The 17,811-nt window shown below is 70.1% G+C and carries 19 protein-coding genes; 10 read left to right on the top strand and 9 right to left on the bottom strand.

The features are described from left to right. Nucleotides 1-29: 29 nt before the first annotated feature. The gene (locus AAHF99_RS02840; protein ID WP_342162576.1) at nt 30-1,241 is read left to right on the top strand and encodes an MFS transporter; all 1,212 of its coding nucleotides are present in this window, start codon (nt 30-32) and stop codon (nt 1,239-1,241) included. On the opposite strand, the gene AAHF99_RS02845 is transcribed toward AAHF99_RS02840, so the two are convergent. After that, nucleotides 1,213-2,451, bottom strand: a complete 1,239-nt coding sequence (locus AAHF99_RS02845; protein WP_342162577.1) for an NAD(P)/FAD-dependent oxidoreductase — start codon at nt 2,449-2,451, stop codon at nt 1,213-1,215. The two genes, AAHF99_RS02840 and AAHF99_RS02845, sit on opposite strands and share 29 nt — an antisense overlap. A 2-nt stretch (nt 2,452-2,453) precedes the next feature. Next, the gene (locus AAHF99_RS02850) at nt 2,454-3,401 is read right to left on the bottom strand and encodes a LysR family transcriptional regulator (protein WP_342162578.1); all 948 of its coding nucleotides are present in this window, start codon (nt 3,399-3,401) and stop codon (nt 2,454-2,456) included. A 168-nt stretch (nt 3,402-3,569) separates the two neighbouring features. On the opposite strand from AAHF99_RS02850, the gene AAHF99_RS02855 reads away from it, so the two are divergent. From AAHF99_RS02855 to AAHF99_RS02870, 4 genes are read left to right on the top strand one after another with little or no spacing between them, the layout of a single operon-like run. Beyond that, the gene (locus AAHF99_RS02855; protein ID WP_342162579.1) at nt 3,570-4,619 is read left to right on the top strand and encodes a class 1 fructose-bisphosphatase; all 1,050 of its coding nucleotides are present in this window, start codon (nt 3,570-3,572) and stop codon (nt 4,617-4,619) included. A 25-nt stretch (nt 4,620-4,644) separates the two neighbouring features. Then, entirely contained in the window at nt 4,645-5,505 is an 861-nt protein-coding gene (locus AAHF99_RS02860; protein ID WP_243959112.1) for a phosphoribulokinase, read from the top strand. A 44-nt stretch (nt 5,506-5,549) separates the two neighbouring features. Next, on the top strand, nt 5,550-6,236 hold the full coding sequence (gene rpe, locus AAHF99_RS02865; protein WP_342162580.1) for a ribulose-phosphate 3-epimerase: 687 nt from the start codon (nt 5,550-5,552) through the stop codon (nt 6,234-6,236). A gap of 47 nt (nt 6,237-6,283) precedes the next feature. Beyond that, nucleotides 6,284-7,126, top strand: a complete 843-nt coding sequence (locus AAHF99_RS02870; protein ID WP_342162870.1) for an EamA family transporter — start codon at nt 6,284-6,286, stop codon at nt 7,124-7,126. Here the strand turns inward: AAHF99_RS02870 and AAHF99_RS02875 are convergent. The 4 genes from AAHF99_RS02875 to AAHF99_RS02890 form a co-directional block, all read right to left on the bottom strand. Continuing rightward, a complete protein-coding gene (locus AAHF99_RS02875) occupies nt 7,092-7,493 on the bottom strand; it encodes a PTS sugar transporter subunit IIA (protein WP_243929963.1) in 402 nt (133 codons plus the stop codon). The genes AAHF99_RS02870 and AAHF99_RS02875 overlap by 35 nt on opposite strands. 173 nt (nt 7,494-7,666) lie before the next feature. Next, complete coding sequence (locus AAHF99_RS02880) at nt 7,667-8,107, bottom strand: HPr kinase/phosphorylase (RefSeq protein ID WP_342162581.1); 441 nt, start codon at nt 8,105-8,107, stop codon at nt 7,667-7,669. Further along, nucleotides 8,107-9,939 (bottom strand): stimulus-sensing domain-containing protein, encoded by a 1,833-nt coding sequence (locus AAHF99_RS02885; protein ID WP_409564739.1) that lies wholly within the window; start codon nt 9,937-9,939, stop codon nt 8,107-8,109. Before AAHF99_RS02885 ends, AAHF99_RS02880 begins: the two co-directional genes overlap by 1 nt. Nucleotides 9,940-9,950: 11 nt before the next feature. Then, on the bottom strand, nt 9,951-10,661 hold the full coding sequence (locus AAHF99_RS02890; RefSeq protein WP_238252065.1) for a response regulator transcription factor: 711 nt from the start codon (nt 10,659-10,661) through the stop codon (nt 9,951-9,953). 226 nt (nt 10,662-10,887) lie between these two features. On the opposite strand from AAHF99_RS02890, the gene AAHF99_RS02895 reads away from it, so the two are divergent. From AAHF99_RS02895 to lepA, 3 genes are all read left to right on the top strand, one after another. Then, nucleotides 10,888-11,685, top strand: a complete 798-nt coding sequence (locus AAHF99_RS02895) for a HugZ family pyridoxamine 5'-phosphate oxidase (protein ID WP_342162582.1) — start codon at nt 10,888-10,890, stop codon at nt 11,683-11,685. 54 nt (nt 11,686-11,739) lie between these two features. Further along, entirely contained in the window at nt 11,740-11,940 is a 201-nt protein-coding gene (locus AAHF99_RS02900; protein WP_238201181.1) for a hypothetical protein, read from the top strand. 204 nt (nt 11,941-12,144) lie between these two features. After that, nucleotides 12,145-13,947 (top strand): translation elongation factor 4, encoded by a 1,803-nt coding sequence (lepA, locus tag AAHF99_RS02905; RefSeq protein WP_243959104.1) that lies wholly within the window; start codon nt 12,145-12,147, stop codon nt 13,945-13,947. Nucleotides 13,948-14,088: 141 nt separating this feature from the next. Here lepA and AAHF99_RS02910 read toward each other — a convergent pair whose 3' ends face one another. The 3 genes from AAHF99_RS02910 to AAHF99_RS02920 form a co-directional block, all read right to left on the bottom strand. Then, complete coding sequence (locus AAHF99_RS02910; RefSeq protein ID WP_342162583.1) at nt 14,089-14,406, bottom strand: c-type cytochrome; 318 nt, start codon at nt 14,404-14,406, stop codon at nt 14,089-14,091. A 66-nt stretch (nt 14,407-14,472) separates the two neighbouring features. Beyond that, on the bottom strand, nt 14,473-15,741 hold the full coding sequence (locus tag AAHF99_RS02915) for a PQQ-dependent sugar dehydrogenase (RefSeq protein WP_342162584.1): 1,269 nt from the start codon (nt 15,739-15,741) through the stop codon (nt 14,473-14,475). A gap of 108 nt (nt 15,742-15,849) precedes the next feature. Beyond that, the gene (locus tag AAHF99_RS02920; protein WP_243959097.1) at nt 15,850-16,170 is read right to left on the bottom strand and encodes a hypothetical protein; all 321 of its coding nucleotides are present in this window, start codon (nt 16,168-16,170) and stop codon (nt 15,850-15,852) included. 257 nt (nt 16,171-16,427) lie between these two features. On the opposite strand from AAHF99_RS02920, the gene AAHF99_RS02925 reads away from it, so the two are divergent. After that, nucleotides 16,428-17,060, top strand: a complete 633-nt coding sequence (locus tag AAHF99_RS02925) for a 2OG-Fe(II) oxygenase (protein ID WP_243959095.1) — start codon at nt 16,428-16,430, stop codon at nt 17,058-17,060. Between the two features lie 10 nt (nt 17,061-17,070). Further along, nucleotides 17,071-17,796 (top strand): peptidase inhibitor family I36 protein, encoded by a 726-nt coding sequence (locus AAHF99_RS02930; protein WP_342162585.1) that lies wholly within the window; start codon nt 17,071-17,073, stop codon nt 17,794-17,796. The last annotated feature ends 15 nt before the right edge of the window (nt 17,797-17,811 follow it).

Raw genomic sequence — 17,811 nt, forward strand, 5'->3', positions numbered from 1 at the left:
CCCTCGCGCTTTCGCCGGGTCCCGCTGCGATGTCCGCCCCCTCCGCCTCGGCCGATCCGATCCCGAGGCTCATCGTCGTCCTCGCCTGCGCCGGATTCGGCAGCACCTTCGCGCTCCGGTCGTTCGAGCCGCTGGTCGGCGTGATCGCTCGCGACCTCGGCGGCGATCCCCACCGGGTCGCCCTGCTCTCCACCGCCTTCGCGCTGCCCTACGCTCTCATCCAGCCGATCCTCGGCCCGGTGGGCGATGCGCTCGGCAAGGCGCGGGTGATGACCGGCTGCCTCGCCGTGCTGGGCCTCGCCCTGGCGCTCTGCGTCGTCGCGCCGGATCTGTCCGCGCTCTTCGGCCTGCGGATGCTCGCCGGGGCGGCGGCCGGGGGCTGCATCCCCCTCTCCCTCGCCCTGCTTGGTGACCGGGTGCCGATGGCGGGCCGGCAGGTCGCCATCGGGCGGTTCCTCGTGGCGGTGATCCTCGGGCAGCTCTCGGGCTCGACCGTCGCGGGGTTAATCGAGACCTCCATCGGCTGGCGGGGCGTGGCGGGGGTGACGGCCATCGTCGCCGGCCTCGCCTGCGCCGCCGTGGCGTTCGGCTTCCCCGCCGGGGATCGCGTCCCCGCCCGGCGCCCGGCCTTCGGCGCCGCGCTCACGAACTACCGGACGATCCTCGCCAACCCGCGGGCGCGGGTGCTGTTCGGCGCCGTCTTCGTGGAGGCCATCGCGATCTTCGGGGTGTTCCCCCACCTCGCGCCCCTGCTCGAAGCGCGGGAGGCCGGGGGCCCGCGCGAGGCGGGGCTGGCGCTCGCGGGCTTCGCCGTCGGGGGGCTGGTCTACGCGGCGCTGGTCGGCGTGATGGTGCGCCTGCTCGGCATGGCGCGGATGCTGATCGTCGGCGGTATCACCTGCGCCATCGCCCTGCTGATCATCGGCTCCGCCGGATCCTGGCAGGCGGATTGCGCCGCCCTGACGGTGATGGGGCTTGGCTTCTACATGCTCCACAACACCTACCAGACGCAGGTCACCGAGGTCGCGCCCAAGGCGCGCGGCTCGGCCGTGGCGCTGCACGCCTTCTCCTATTTCGGCGGGCAGGCGGTGAGCGTCGCCATCGTCGGCGAGGGGTTGCAGGTCCTCGGGCAGTTCTGGGCGCTCGCCGCCTGCGCGGCGACCATCGTCGCGCTGGGTTTCACCACCGCCACGTTGCTGTCGCGGCCGGTGGTCAGCCCCGTCCCATCGCCAGCGCCTTGAGGTCGAGGGCCGGGTCGGCGGCCTGATCGGCGGTGAGGGGCGTACCGGCGCTCAACAGGCGCCGGGCGATCATGTGGTCGCCCGCCCGGTTGACGGATTCGACCGCGCTCAGCCGCCCGTCCCGGAAGCGGAACACCGAGAAGGCGGAGCCCTCGCCCCGGATCACCGCCGCGTCGCCGGGCGCCGAGAGCCCGGCGATCTGGAGCTTGTGCGGACCTTGGTCGCTCCAGAACCACGGCAGCGCGGCATAGGCCGCCGGCTTGCCGGTGAGCCGGGCGGCGAGGCAGCGGCCCTGGTCGATGGCGTTCTGCACCGATTCGATGCGCACGGTGCCGTCCCCGTTGAGCCCGTGGGCGAAGGGGCTCGGGAAGCGGGCGCAATCGCCGATGGCCGAGATCGCCGGATCGGACGTGGCGAGGAAGGCGTCCACCCGCACCCCGTCGGCGGCGGGCAGGCCCGCCTCGGCCGCGAGGTCCGCGTTCGGCAGGACGCCGATGCCGATCAGGACGAGATCGGCCTCCAACGCGCGCCCATCCGCCAGGGCGACGGCGCGGACGCGGCCTCCCTCTCCGGTCAGCGCCGTCACCCCCGCCGCGAAGGCGAAGCGCACGCCCAACGCTTCGTGCGCCGTGCGGAAGAACGCCGCGGTCTCGGCGGAGACGGCCCGCGCCATCGCTCGCTCGGCGGCCTCCACGACGGTGACGTCGAGCCCCCGCCCGGCAGCCACCGCCGCGAATTCGAGCCCGATGAAGCCCGCGCCGATCACGACGATGCGTGGGCCCCCTTCGAGGGCCGCCTTGAGGGCGTCGGCATCGGCGAGGCCGCGCAACTGGCGCACCCCGTCGAGATCGGCGCCCGGCACCGGCAGGGGCCGGTTGCGCGAGCCGGTGGCGAGGACGAGATGCGCGTAAGGCAGCACGGTGCCGTCCGCGAGGACGAGGCGCCGGCCCTCCCGGTCGATGGCCTTCGCCGGGCTCGCCGCGTGGAGGGTGATGCGGTGGTCCGCGAAAAACGAGGCGGGCCGCAGGGCGAGGCCGTCCGCATCCGTCTTGCCCGCGAGATAGGCCTTCGACAGCGGGGGGCGCTGGTAGGGCAGGGCGGTCTCGTCGCCGACGAGGGTCAGGGGGCCGTGATACCCGCCCTCCCGCAGCGAGGCGGCGGCCTGGAACCCCGCCTGCCCGGCGCCGACGATGACGATGCCCGGTTCCACGCCTAGCTCTCCCGCGCCGCCACGGCCGGCTTGATCAGGTCGAGGCCGGGGAGCCAGCGCGCCCCGTCGCTCATCAGGTAGCTCCACACCGCCGAGGCGGCGGGGCCGAGCACCTTGTCGGCGCGGCGCACGGCGTACCAGTCGCGCCGGATCGGCAGGCCCGCCACGTCGAGGACGGCGAGGCGTCCGCTCTCCACCTCGGCGGCGACGGAATGGGCCGAGAGCAGGGCGAGGCCGAGCCCGGCGATCACCGCTTGTTTGATCGTCTCGTTCGAGCCGGTGTCGATGTCGAGGAGGGCGCGCTTCACCAGCACGCCGCTCATGAATTCCTCGAACACGGTGCGCGTGCCGGAGCCTTCCTCGCGCATGAAGAAGGCCTGATCCGCGAGGTCGGTGCGGGCGAGGTTCCGGCGGCCGGCGAGGGGATGGTCCGGCGCGGCCACCAGCACCAGCGGGTGCGGGCCGAAAGTCGCGGCCTCGATGGGGAAGTCGCGCGGCGGGCGGCCCATCACCGCGAAGTCGATCTCGTAGCCGCGTAGCGCCTCCACCGTCTGGCCCCGGTTGCGCACCGAGAGGCTGATCTCGACTCCGGGATGCAGCTTGGAGAACCCGGCGATGACTTGCGGCGCGAAGTACTTCGCCGTCGTCACCACGCCGAGCGCCACGCGCCCGCCGGAGATGCCGCGCAGGGAGCGCAGCCGGTCGGTGCAGGTTTCGAGGATGGTGTTGATGCTGTCGATCGCCCACAGCATCTCGCGGCCGGCATCCGTGGGCTTGAGGCCCGAGGGCGTGCGGTCGAACAGGAGGAGCCCGGCCTCCTCCTCCAATTGCCGGATGCGCGCGTAGAGCGCGGCCGAGGTGACGTTGAGCTCCTGCGCCGCCCGCGTCATGGTGCCCAGCTTGGCCACCGCCGCGACCGCCTGGAGCTGTTTCAGGGACAGGTTGCGCATGCGGGCTTCTCGTTTTTTTTGACCCGGGCCGCAAGGCCGTGCACATTTCTTGACGAGTGTATCCGAGGGTTCTTATCGATCCTCCCGCATGGCCGTCTATGACGGACGGCCCCGGACGGCTACAGATCCGATCCCGAACGTAACAGCCGTAAGAAGAAGGACAGGCCGATGGCGGATCTAGCGGTCGGGACACCCCTCGACGCCTATCTCGCGCAGGTGGTGCAGGCCAATGCGGGCCTGCGGGACACCGCCGCCGTGGTCGCGGCCGTGGCCGAGGCCTCCATCGAGATCAGCGCCGTCATCGGGCGCGGGGCGCTCGGCGGCGACCTCGCCGCAACGGGCGACCAGAACAGCGACGGCGACGTGCAGAAGGCCCTCGACGTGATCGCCCACGAGCGCGTCACGGCGGCCCTGCGCGGCGCCCCCGTCGCCACCGTCGCCTCGGAAGAGGCGGCGGACGTGATGGTGCTGAACCCGTCCGCGCCGCTCGCCGTCGCCATCGATCCGCTGGACGGCTCGTCCAACATCGGCGTCAACATGGTGGTGGGCACCGTGTTCGGCATCCGCCCGGCGATTTCCGGAGACGATGTCGAGGCGAGCTTCCGGACGCCGGGCACGGCGCAGCTGGCGGCGGGCTTCGTGAATTACGGGCCGGCGACCACGCTCATCGTCACCTTCGGGCAGGGCACGCAGACCTTCGTCCTCGACCGGGAGGTGGGCCAGTTCCGCCTCACCGTCGCGGCCATGAAGATCCCGGCCTCGGCCAAGGAATACGCGATCAACGCCTCGAACGCCCGCTTCTGGGACCCGCCGGTCAAGGCCTTCGTGGAGGATTGCCTGCGCGGGACGGAAGGCCCGCGCGACAAGGACTTCAACATGCGCTGGCTCGGCTCGATGGTGGCCGACATGCAGCGGGTGCTGACGCGCGGCGGCGTGTTCCTGTACCCCGGCGATTCCCGGAAGGGCTACGCCCGCGGGCGCCTGCGGCTGCTCTACGAGGTCGCCCCCGTGGCGATGCTCATCGAGCAGGCCGGCGGCACCGCCACGGACGGGCAGGAGCGCATCCTCGACCTCGTCGCCACGGGCATCCACGAGCGCGCCCCGCTGATCTGCGGCTCGACGGAGGAAGTCACCTGCGTCGGAACCTACTATGCCGGCGGCAAGCCGGATGCGGGCCGCTCGCCGCTCTTCGGCCAGCGCGGCCTGATGCGGCCCTGAGGGCGGATCCGTCCGGTCCAAGGCGATGTCCGCACGCCATCCCATCATCTCCGTGACCGGCTCCTCGGGGGCCGGCACCACCTCCGTCCGCAACACGTTCGAGCAGATCTTCCGCCGAGAGGATGTCCACGCCGTCTTCATCGAGGGCGACGGCTTCCACGCCTTCGACCGGGACACGATGCGCCAGATGATGGCGCGGGAGGCGACGCTCTCCCACTTCGCGCCCAAGGCGAACCTCCTGCCCGAGTTGGAGGAGGTGTTCCGCGCCTATTCCGAATCGGGCGGCGGGCGCACCCGCCACTACGCCCACGATGCCCACGACGCACGGCTCTACGGCATCCAAGAGGGCACCTTCTCCGAGTGGGAGGAGTTCCAGCCGGGCTCGGACCTCCTGTTCTACGAGGGGCTTCACGGCTGCGTCGTGAACGATCAGGTCGACATCGCCCGCTACGCCGACCTGAAGATCGGGGTGGTGCCGGTCATCAACCTCGAATGGGTGCAGAAGCTGCACCGGGACCGCTCGTTCCGGGGCTATTCCACCGAGGCGGTGACGGACGTGATCCTGCGGCGGATGCCCGATTACGTGCAGACGATCTGCCCGCAATTCTCGTGGACGGACATCAACTTCCAGCGGGTGCCGACGGTGGACACCTCGAACCCGTTCATCGCCCGCTGGATTCCCACCGCCGACGAATCGCTGGTGGTGATCCGCTTCAAGAACCCGAAGGGGATCGACTTCTCCTATCTCGTGTCGATGATCCACGACTCGTTCATGAGCCGGGCGAATTCCATCGTGATCCCCGGCGGCAAGCTCGATCTGGCGATGCAGCTCATCCTCACGCCGATCATCATGCAACTCGTGGAGCGGCGGCGGCGGCTCGCCTGAGCGCCCCCGCCCGATACCGGACCAGTCCCGAAAGACGCGACCCCATGCTTCCTCCCGTCATCGCCCCCTCGATCCTCTCGGCCGACTTCTCGCGGCTCGCGGAGGAGGTGCGCGCCATTGAGGCCGCCGGCGCCGACTGGATCCACCTCGACGTGATGGACGGGCATTTCGTGCCCAACATCACCTTCGGCGCCCCCGTGGTGAAGGCCCTGCGGCCGCACACGCAGAAGTACTTCGACGTCCACCTGATGATCGCCCCGGCCGATCCCTACCTCGCCGCCTTCGCTCAGGCCGGGGCGGACGGCATCACCGTCCATGCCGAGGCCGGGCCGCATATCCACCGCTCGCTTCAGACCATCCGCGACCTCGGCAAGCGCGCCGGCATCGCGATCAACCCCGGCACCCCGGCCTCGACCGTCGAACCGCTTCTCGACAGCGTGGACCTCGTGCTGGTGATGACCGTGAACCCCGGCTTCGGCGGCCAGAGCTTCCTGAAATCCTCGATGGAGGCCGTCGCCCGGGTGCGGGCGATGATCGCGGGCCGTGACATCCGCCTCGAGGTTGATGGCGGCATCGACGCCGAGACGGTGCGGCTCGCGAGCCGGGCCGGCGCCGACACCTTCGTGGCCGGCAACGCCGTCTTCGGCGGCGGCGAAGCGGCCTATGCCGAGCGCATCGCGGCGATCCGCGCAGGCGCGGAGGGGGCGTCGGGGCGCAGCCTGTCGGTGTGAGGGCGAGCCCACCGTTCCTCCTGCCCGTCGCGGCCCTGCTGACGGGAATGGTCTCGCTTCAGGGCGGGGCGGCCATCGCGAAATCCCTGTTCCCCTCCGTCGGCGCGGCGGGGACGGCAAGCCTGCGCGTCGGCTTCTCGGCCCTCGTGCTGCTGGCCGTCTGGCGCCCGTGGCGGCGCAGCCTCACGTGGCGGGAGGCCGGGTGGATCGCCCTCTACGGCGCGGCGCTCGGGGTGATGAACCTGCTGTTCTACCTCGCCCTGACGCGGCTCCCCATCGGCCCGGCGGTGGCCATCGAGTTCACCGGCCCCCTCGTCCTGGCCATCGCCGGCTCCCGGCGGACGGCGGATCTCGCCTGGATCGGCCTCGCCGTGCTGGGGCTCGGCCTGCTCCTGCCCCTCGGGGGCGTGGGGGGCCTCGATCCGCTCGGCATCACCCTGGCCCTGGCGGCGGGAGCGGCCTGGGCGCTCTACATCCTGTTCGGGCAGCGGGCGGGGCGCGTCGATGGCGGGCAGGCGGTCGCCTGGGGGATGCTCGCCGCCGCCCTCGTCGTGGCGCCGGCGGGTCTCGCGGAAGCCGGCACGGCCTTGTTCGCGCCCGCGACCCTGCTGCTCGGATTGGCGGTGGCGCTCCTGTCGAGCGCCCTGCCGTATTCGCTGGAGATGGTGGCCCTGCGCCGCCTCGACCGGACGACCTTTGGCGTGCTGATGAGCGTGGAGCCGGCGATCGCCGCCCTGCTCGCCTATGTCCTGATCGGTGAGGCGCTGACGCCGATGCAGTGGCTCGCCATTGGCTTGGTGATCGCGGCCTCGGCCGGCATCACCGCCACCCGCCGCCCTCAGCCGGCGGCCTTGCTCACTTCCCCGCCAGAACCCGCGACGCGACGTTGATGTATTTGCGCCCCGCTTCCTGGGCGTGAAGCACCGCGTCGCCGAGGCTTTCCTCGTCGCGTACGCTCGCGAGCTTGATGAGCATCGGCAGGTTGATGCCTGCCACCACCTCCACCGAGCCGCCGTTCATGCACGACAGGGCAAGGTTGGAGGGGGTGCCGCCGAACATGTCGGTCAGCACGACGACGCCCTCGCCGGTGTTCACCCGGCACACCGCGGACATGATGTCCCGGCGTCTCAATTCCATATCGTCTTCCGGCCCGATCGTGATCGTTTCGATCTGATCCTGGGGGCCGACCACGTGCTCGAGTGCGGCCTTGAACTCGGTCGCGAGCAGTCCGTGGGTGACGAGCACCATGCCAATCATCGACACGTGTTCCGACATCCTGTGCGGACCGCCATGTTGTGCATCGCACAGTATCTCACAAGGCGATCGCGACTCTTTGCCCGCGCAATCATGGAATCATGCCATGGTACGCAGGCCGACGCTACGGGTTGCAGGGCAATTAAGCAAAACGCCGGACGTGTGCGGCTGCGAAGTCACGCTCCCCTCCCGCGCAGGGCGGCCCTCACGAGCATCGGCGCGAGCCCCGCCGCCCTGGCGCCCCGGTCGAGGATCAGCCGGGGCAGGCCTATCCCCAGGATTCGCGACTCCTCCGGCGGCTCGGGCAGGCGCGGCTGCGTCTCCACGAGGTCGATGGCGAGGCTCAGGACCGCCTCCGGCCGCCGCGCGAGGCCCAGCGCCTCGGCGGTGAGGAGGCCCTGGCCCCGGATCTCCACCCGCCCAGCCTCGGCGGGGTGGGGACAGGCGACGAGGCGCCCCTCCCGCGACAGGATCCGCACCCTATCGTCGGCCACCAGCGCCCCGCCGGGCGAATCGGCGAGCATGAGGGCGAGCGTCGACTTGCCCGCCCCCGACGGCCCGAGAATCAGCACGCCCGCCTCGCCCAGCACGACGCAGGCGGCGTGCAGGCTCTCCATCAGGCCGCGTGCTGCGACAATTGCCGGGACGCGGCCGGCAGGCGGACGATGAAGCGGGCGCCGCGCACGGTGGGCTCGCCCTCCTCGTTGGGGGCGCCGGGCCGGTTCTCGGCGCGGATCGTGCCGCGATGCGCCTGGACGATCTGTCGGGAGATCGAGAGGCCGAGGCCGGAATTCTGCCCGAAGCCCTGTTCCGGCCGGTCGGTGTAGAAGCGCTCGAAGATCCGCTCCAGGGCGTGTTCGGGGATGCCCGGCCCTTCGTCCTCGCAGACCAGTTCGATCTCGTTGCGCACCCGGCGCAGGGCGACGCGCACCTTCGCGTCCGAGGGCGAGAACGAGCGGGCATTGTCGAGGAGGTTGTTCACCACCTGCCCGAGGCGGCTGTCGTGGCCGATGATCGCGTAGGCGCCCTCGGGGTCGTTGGGGTCGAGGTCGAGCTGGATCAGGCAATCCTTCGGCCGCCGCCGCTCGTTCGCCACCGAGACGACGGTGGACAGGAGCTTCTTGAGATCGACCCGCCGCGCCTCGGCGCGGGCGAGCTCGGCATCGAGGCGCGAGGCGTCGGCGATGTCGCTGATCAGCCGGTCGAGGCGCTTCACGTCGTGCTGGATGATCGCCATCAGCCGGCCGCGCGAATCCTCGGTCTTGGCCAGCGGCAGGGTCTCGACGGCGCTGCGCAGCGAGGTCAGCGGGTTCTTCAACTCGTGGCTGACGTCGGCGGCGAAGTTCTCGATGGCGTCGATGCGCCGGTAGAGCGCCTGGGTCATGTCCCGCAGGGCGCCGGAGAGGTGGCCGATCTCGTCGGTGCGCTCGGTGAAATCGGGGATCTCCTCGCGTGTCTTGATGCCCATGCGCACCTTCTCGGCGGCCTCCGCGAGGCGCCGCACCGGTCCGGCGATGGCGCCCGCCAGCAGGAAGGAGAGCACCACCATCACCACGGCGGCGATCAGGAACACCTGGAACAGGCCGAACCGCTCGGAGGCGATCACCCGGTCGATGGCGTCCCCTTGCGTGGAGATGAGCAGCGCGCCGCGCACGGCGCCGGCCTTGTGGATCGGCACCGCCACCGAGACGGTGGTCTCGCTGAGGGCGTTGCGGCGCACGAGGCTGCCGCGCGCGCCGTTCAGGGCGGCCTGGACCTCGCGCAGGGAATGGCCGTTGACGGGGCCCGCTTCCTCCTGCGGCGTCGCGCGCCCGAACAGGCCGGTGAGCTTGGCGTGAACTGTATCGAAGGCCGATTCGAGCAGCCCCGCCTTGTGCGGGCGGCCCGCCGCCGGCTCGGAGCGGGCGGCATCGCCGCGCTTGAACAAGGTGCGGGTGTCGAAGAGCAGCCCGCCTTCCTGATCGTAAACGCGGGCGCGGTTGCCGGTGGGCGTCACAAGGCGGGCGAGCAGAGGCGCCACCCGTTCCGGGTTCAGAGAGAAGGCGAGGGATTGCGCCTCCTCGTCGCCCTCGCCGGCCTGCTGCTGGAGCAGCTTGTCGGGGTCGATGCGGATCGTGTCCGGGTCCACCGAGGCGGAGGCCGCGATGGCGCCCGCGATGATCTCGCCCTGGATGGCGAGGCTCTGGACGCGGGCCTGGATCAGGCCCTGCCGGAACTGGTTCAGGTAGAGGAAGCCGACGAGGAGGGCGATCAGCCCGACGAGGTTGAGGACGACGATGCGCCGCGTGAGGCTCGACGAGGCGCGCTGCCCCACCCCGTCCCACAGGGCGCGCGGCAGGCGCAGCGGGTAGGACAGGGCGTGGCGCGTCCAGGGGCGGGAGGGGACATCGTCGGCGGCAACGTCGTGAGCCTGGGAGGCGTGCGGTGGCGACACGGGTGAGCGATCCATCCTGGCCCGGCCTACGCCTCCTTGAACCGGTAGCCGACGCCGTAGAGCGTCTCGATCATGTCGAAGCTCTGGTCGGTCGCCTTGAACTTCTTGCGCAGGCGCTTGATGTGGCTGTCGATGGTGCGGTCATCGACATAGACCTGATCGTCGTAGGCCGCGTCCATCAGGGCGTTGCGGCTCTTCACGACGCCGGGCCGGTGGGCCAGCGCCTGGAGGATCAGGAACTCGGTGACGGTCAGCGTCACCGCCTCGCCCTTCCAGGTGCAGGTGTGCCGCTCGGGATCCATCATCAGCGCGCCGCGCTCCAGGGAGCGGGCGGCGGCCTCGGCCTCGCCGCGCGGCGGGGCGCCGGGGGCTTCCTTCGCGAAGCGGCGCAGCACCGCCTTCACCCGCTCCACCAGAAGCCGCTGCGAGAACGGCTTATGGATGAAGTCGTCCGCGCCCATCTTCAGGCCGAACAGTTCGTCAATCTCCTCGTCCTTCGACGTGAGGAAGATGACCGGCAGGTCCGATTTCTGGCGCAGCCGCCGCAGCAGCTCCATCCCGTCCATGCGCGGCATCTTGATGTCGAAGATGGCGAGGTCGGGGGGCGAGTGGCGCAGACCGTCCAGGGCCGAGGCCCCGTCGGTGTAGGTCTGGATCCGGTAGCCTTCGGTCTCCAGGGCGATCGACACGGAGGTCAGGATGTTCCGGTCGTCGTCGACGAGGGCAATGGTCGGCATGCGCGGATCCCTGGCTGAACGGGGTCGGGCGCGGCCGCGCAAACGGCCGCGTCGCATCCCGGCCCCATCGGGGCTGGCTGTAGGCGCGAGGGCATTCCGCCGCGGGAAGCGGTTCCGGCTCGCGCCGAGGGGGACGGGTGCTTTAATATGTTCCCTGGGAAAAAGCGAGCGGCGGTCATAGCTTGGCCGTAATCTTCTGGATCGCTCGGGTCACGGAGGCGTGTGCATGGCTGACACTGGCGGCGTATCCGAGGGGCCGCGGGACCCGGCCCGGCCCCTGCCGGCGGCGGAGGCGCCCTTCGACGCGATCGGCCTCGCGCGGATGCTCCTGCGCACCATCCGCTCCGGGGCGCTGGCAACCATCGACGCGGAGGGCATGCCCTTCGCCTCCCTCGTCACGATGGCCACCGATGTGGACGGCACGCCGCTGATGTTGTTGTCGCGCCTTTCGGCCCATACCCGCAACCTCCTGGCCGATCCGCGCTGCTCCCTGCTGTTCAGCCAGGGCGGCAAGGGCGACCCGCTCGCCCATCCCCGCCTGACGGTGAACGGCCGCGCGATGCAGAGTGCCGAGCCCCGCGCTCGCGAGCGCTTCCTGGCCCGCCACCCCAAGGCGAAGCTTTACGCCGACTTCCCGGACTTCGCTTTCTTCGCCCTGGCGCCGGAGGCGGGCCACCTCAACGGCGGCTTCGCCAAGGCTGCGACGCTGACGCCCGCCGAACTCCTCCTCGACCTGACGGGCCGGGAGGCCATCGTGGCGGGGGAGGGCGGTGCCGTCGCCCACATGAACGCCGACCACGCGGATGCCCTCGCCCTCTACGCGACGGCGGCGGGCGAGGCGGAGGCGTCCTGGCGGCTCAGCGGGCTCGATCCCGAGGGCATGGACCTGATGGCTGGCGACCGGACGGCGCGGGTTCTCTACCCCGAGCCGGTCTCGGACATGGGGGGGTTGCGCAAGAGTCTCGTCGCCATGGCCGCGCGCGTACGGTCGGGCAGCCCTGCGGAGGGTTCAACCGGCGCGTGAGAGGAATGCGTTGCCGGGATGGCAAAAGGCGGCGATCCGCCCCATATGGGCAGCATGAACGATACGCACTCCGACACCTTTCCCTTCAGCCTCGAGGTTCATCCGGTCGGCGAGAGCGGCGCGCTCTACCAGTGGAGCATCCGCAAGCACGGCAAGCTTCACCAGCGGTCGGACCGGAAGCACCCGACCGAGGCCAAGGCCCGCTCTCATGGCGAGGCCGAGATCGAGCGACTGATCCGCGACCGCGGCCGGTAACGCTCGACCCGAACGAAACGCAAACCGCCCGGAGCCGCCCGCTTCGGGCGGTTTCGTTTGCGCGGTCGGAAGTCCCGCGATTCCCTTGCGCTCGACGCTGTGGCCCGGCGCTGCTATCTCGCAGGCGCCCGGTCGGCCCCTGGCCCGACCATCGCGATTTGCCGGCATGCGCCCGCCTTGGCCGTGCGCCCGAACGGAACATCGATGACCGCCCCGATCGACACCATCCGCAACTTCTCGATCGTCGCCCATATCGACCACGGGAAATCGACGCTCGCCGACCGCCTGATCCAGGCCACCGGCACCGTCGCGCTCCGCGACATGAGCGAGCAGATGCTCGACTCGATGGACATCGAGAAGGAGCGCGGCATCACCATCAAGGCGCAGACCGTGCGCCTGGAATATCCGGCCAAGGACGGCCGGACCTACATCCTCAACCTGATGGACACGCCCGGCCACGTGGACTTCGCCTACGAGGTCTCGCGCTCGCTCGCGGCTTGCGAGGGCTCGCTCCTGGTGGTCGATGCCTCGCAGGGCGTCGAAGCGCAGACGCTGGCGAACGTCTATCAGGCCCTCGACGCCAATCACGAGATCGTGCCCGTCCTCAACAAGGTCGATCTCCCCGCTGCCGAGCCGGACCGGGTGAAGGAGCAGATCGAGGAGGTGATCGGCCTCGACGCCTCGGAGGCGGTGCCGATCTCGGCTAAGACCGGCCTCAACATCGAGGCGGTGCTGGAAGCCATCGTCACCAAGCTGCCGGCGCCGAAGGGCGACCCGGCCGCGCCCCTCAAGGCGCTCCTCGTGGATAGCTGGTACGACGCCTATCTCGGCGTCGTGGTGCTGGTGCGCATCGTGGACGGGGTGCTCAAGAAGGGCATGACCATCCGCATGATGGGCGCCGACGCGGTCTACGGCGTGGACCGGATCGGCGTGTTCCGGCCGAAGATGTCCGAGATCGAGGCGCTGGGCCCCGGCGAGGTCGGGTTCTTCACGGGCTCGATCAAGGAAGTGGCCGACACCCGCGTCGGCGACACGATCACCGAGGACAAGCGCCAGACCAGCGGCATGCTGCCGGGCTTCAAGGAAGTCCAGGCGGTGGTGTTCTGCGGCCTGTTCCCGGTGGACGCGGCCGAGTTCGAGAACCTGCGCTCGGCGATGGGCAAGCTCCGGCTGAACGACGCCTCGTTCTCCTACGAGATGGAGAGTTCGGCGGCTTTGGGCTTCGGCTTCCGCTGCGGCTTCCTCGGCCTCCTGCACCTGGAGATCATCCAGGAGCGGCTGGAGCGCGAGTTCAACCTCGACCTGATCTCGACGGCCCCGTCCGTGGTCTATCGCCTGCAGATGCGCGACGGGACCACCAAGGAGCTGCACAACCCGGCCGACATGCCGGACGTGATGAAGATCGAGATCATCGAGGAGCCTTGGATCCGCGCCACGATCCTCACGCCTGACGAGTATCTCGGCGGCGTGCTGAAGCTCTGCCAGGACCGGCGCGGCATCCAGATCGACCTCAACTACGTCGGCAAGCGCGCCATGGTCATCTACGACCTGCCGCTGAACGAGGTGGTGTTCGACTTCTATGATCGGCTGAAGTCGATTTCGAAGGGCTACGCTTCGTTCGACTACCACGTGTCCGACTACCGCGAGGGCGACCTCGTGAAGATGTCGCTGCTCGTGAACGCCGAGCCGGTCGACGCCCTCTCGATGCTGGTCCACCGCACCCGCGCCGAGAGCCGGGGCCGGGCCATGTGCGAGAAGCTGAAGGATCTGATCCCCCGTCACCTGTTCCAGATCCCGGTCCAGGCGGCGATCGGCGGCAAGATCATCGCCCGCGAGACGATCCGGGCGCTCTCCAAGGACGTGACCGCCAAGTGCTACGGCGGCGACATCTCGCGCAAGCGCAAGCTCCTCGACAAGCAGAAGGAGGGCAAGAAGAAGATGCGCCAGTTCGGCCGTGTGGAGATCCCGCAGGAGGCGTTCATCGCCGCCCTGAAGATGGACGACTGATACGGCCTCGCTCGAAGACTTCGGCCCGGCCCCTCCACCGTCATTGCGAGGCGGAGCCGAAGCAATCCAGGGCGCGACTCGTCCGGATAAGGCGGCGCTGACTGGATTGCTTCGCTCCGCTCGCAATGACGGAGAGGGTGGTCAACCCGGCGGCAGCACGTCGATCTGGATGCCCGCGTAATACGCCGCGAGGTTCGCAATATCCGCGTCGGTCAGCTCCTTCGCGACAACGTTCATGATCTCGTTCTGGCGCTTGCCCTCGCGGTACTCGGTGAGCGCCTTCACCAGATAGGGCTCGACCTGGCCGGCGAGGTTCGGCGCCTCCGGCAGCTTCGAGAGGCCGTCCATGCCGTGGCAGGTCTGGCAGGCAGTCGCCCGCTTCTTGCCGAGGGCGGCATCGCCCGCCTGCGCGCCCAGCGGCACCAGCGTGGCGGCGAGGATGAGGATCAGGCGGGTCATCGGTTCCGGCTCGTTTGACGCGACGCGGCTCCCCTCCACGAGGGAGGGGAGCGACACTCCAAAAACCTACTTCTCGTAGGAGATCCGATACACCGCCCCGGCGGAATCGTCGGAGACGAGCAGCGAGCCGTCGAGCATCACCGCCACGTCCACGGGGCGGCCGAGATACTCGCCGTCGCCGGTCAGCCAGCCCTCCGCGAAGGGCTTCACCGATTCGACCTTCCCGTCCGCGCCGAGCTTGGCGAACATCACCCGCGCGCCGATCGGCTGGGTGCGGTTCCACGAACCGTGCTCGGCGATGAAGATGCCGCCCTTGTACGAATCAGGGAACGACTTCCCGTTGTAGAAGGTCATACCGAGATCGGCCGCATGGGGCGGCAGTTCGGCCATCGGCGGCACCGCGTCCGCGGGCGGGGTCTCGTCCTTGTACTCGACCGTGCGCACCGCGCCGCCGCCGAACCACGGGAAGCCGAAGTTCTGCCCGGCCTTGGTGGCGTGGTTCAACTCGCCCGGCGGCTTGTCGTCGCCCATACCGTCGACCTGATTGTCCGTGAACCACAGGCTCTTGTCGGTGGCGAAGTCCATGCCCACCGAGTTGCGGATGCCGGTGGCGTAGACCTCGCGGTTCTTGCCGTCGGCGTCCATGCGGATGATCCCGCCGATGCCCTGCTTCCGGTACAGGTCCATCTTGGCGGCGGGCGGCACGTTGTAAGGCTGGCCGAGCGCGATGTAGGTCTTGCCGTCCGGCCCGACGCGGCACACGCGGGCCGTGTGGTTGAAGCTCTCCTCGGAGGTGGGGATCAGCTCGCCCTGCTTCACCAGCACGCCGGCGGCCACATCCGGGTTCTCGTAGAAGAACTCGGCCGCCGGGAAGGCGAGCACGCGGTTCTGCTCCACCACCGTCAGCACGCCGTCCCGCGAGAAGCAGACGCCGTTCGGGATCTTGAAATCGATGCCCGGCGCGAAGGCGCGGACCTCGTCGGCGACGCGGTCCTTGTCGCGGTCGGTCACCGTGTAGACCTTCGACTTGCGGGTGCCGACGAACAGCACGCCGGCATTCGGCCCCACCGCCAGGGCGCGGGCATCCGGCACGATGGCGTAGAGGGCGATCTTGAAGCCGTCCGGCAGCTTCACCTTGGCGAGGCTCTTGGCGATCGCGTCGGCCTTGCGGCCGGTCTGCGGGATCTCCGGCGCGGGCTGCGTCGAGGTGCTGTGGAAGCTCTCCAGCTTCTCGAGGTCGTCGGTCTTGGCCTTGGTCTCGGCGGGCGCGGCCCCCTGAGCCAGGGCGGGAATCGCCACGCCCGTCAGAAGCGCGGCGAGGATCAGCGTTCGCATGGGCGGTCTCTCCCGATCCGCCCTGTCACGCGGGCGGATGCATAAAGGATAGATCGCCGTATATCGGGCACAAGGGAGTTGCGTGACGGGATGTGCGCTTCGTGATCCCTACCAGTTCCACTCCTCGAAGCCGGGCTCGCGGCAACGGTAGCCGATCGGGCATTGCGGGTTGTCCCGCGTCGGCACGAATCGCAGTTCCGCGATGTCCGACAATTCGCACTGGTTGCGGTCGCGGACGAGGCGTTCCGGCGCGGCGCCGGCGGCGATCATGATGTCGCCCTCGCGCTGCACCAGCGCCATCGCCTCGGCACAGGTCATCCGGGCCGTCACGGAGCCCCGGGGCGTGCGCGGGGGCTCGGCGCGGGCCGAGAGCCCGGTCGCGAACGCGGCGAGAGGGGCCAAAAGCAGGGTGAGGACCAACGGCCTCATCGCAGGTCGTACCGGATCCGGGTTACGCACGCCCCGCGAAGGGTCGCGGGTCTGGTCATCCTGCACGGGTGGGTGCCCGGCGACTGTCACCGGAATGCGCCACCCCACCGCTTTCGCCGTCTGACCGCCGCATTCCGCCGCCTAAATAGCCGGCGCGGGCACAGCGGCCCTAACAATTTGTGAACGTGATCCGCTTGCGAGGACGCGCACCGCGTGATTCCCGTTCCGTACAGCGCGACACCCAGGGACACTCAGCGATGACGGCTCTCTCGATCCTCGACGTTCAGGCGATTCGCGCCGCGCCGCTCTCGCGGGAGCCCTATCCGTACACCCTCGGCACGAACGTCCTGAACCGCGACTCGATCGAGGAGATCCGGCGCGACTTCCCGGAGATCGGCAAGCCCGGCTATCTCACCGTGGACGAGGTCTCCCTCCAGGGCCGGTTCAAGGCGCTGATCGACGAACTGGAGAGCGACGAGTTCTCCCGCATCCTCGGCGAGAAGTTCGGGATCGATCTCGTCTCCTGCCCGCGCCTCACCACCATCATGAAGCGCAGCCAGCTCAAGTACGGCGCCATCCACACGGACGGCCCGTCGAAGGTGCTGACGCTCCTCGTCTACATGAACGACGCCTGGGACGCCCCGGCCGCCGGTCGCCTGCGGGTGCTCTACGACGGCAAGAACTTCGAGCCCTTCGCCGTCGAGGTGCCGCCGACCATGGGCACGATGTTCGCCTTCCTGCGCGCCGACAATTCCTGGCACGGCCACGAGCCTTTCGAGGGCGAGCGCCGGGTGGTGCAGGTGGCATGGATCAAGGACGCCTCGGAATTGGAGCGCAAGCGCAAGCGCAACCGCACCGCCCAGTTCCTGAAGGGCATCTTCGGGCGGTGATGCCATGGAGATGACGCTCGACAGGGCCCAGTGGCGGGACGACACCGTGACCGCCGCCGCCTTCCCTACGCCGCTCGCCCTCGGCGGGCCGGGGATGAGCGCCCTCGTCGTGCCGCCGCCTCCGCCCGAACCGGACGCCCCCGCCCGAAAGGGCGGAGCGCGCTACGCGATCCCGGCCCTGCTCGTGGTGGGCTGGGGCGGGCTGTTCGCCTATTGCGCCACCTACCTTCGGGAGGATCTGCCCTTCCGCCCCCTGGCCTCCGCCGAGGCGGCCCACCGGACCGACGAGCCGCCCAAGCGCGTCACCGTGCTGCCCGAACTGCCCCCCGAGGCGATGCCGGCCGTCGCGCAGCCGCCCGCAGAGGTTTCGGCCATCGCCGCCGCCGTGCCGGCCCCGGCCGCGATCCAGGCCGTCGCCCCGAAGCGCCCCGGATTGCCGGTGGCCGAGTTCGTCGGCACTTGGGGGCCGACCCCGGCCGCCTGCCTCAGCCCCTCGCGGCGGCGCGGCTACCTGCCGGCGACGATCTCGATGGAGAAGGCGCGGGCGGGCAAGACCCTCTGCAGCTTCCATGACGGCCACCGCGTCGGCGGCGCGTGGGTGATGGCGGCCGAGTGCAGCGACCGCGGCCGCCGCTGGTCGTCCCAGGTCCGCCTCCTCGTGGAGGGCGACCGCCTGACCTGGACCAGCAGCAAGGGCACCTCGACCTATGTCCGGTGCGGGCGCCGCGCCGGGTGACGTAGGACACGCGAG

This window comes from Methylobacterium litchii, assembly GCF_038442315.1.
GTDB classification, from domain to species: Bacteria; Pseudomonadota; Alphaproteobacteria; order Rhizobiales; family Beijerinckiaceae; genus Methylobacterium; species Methylobacterium litchii.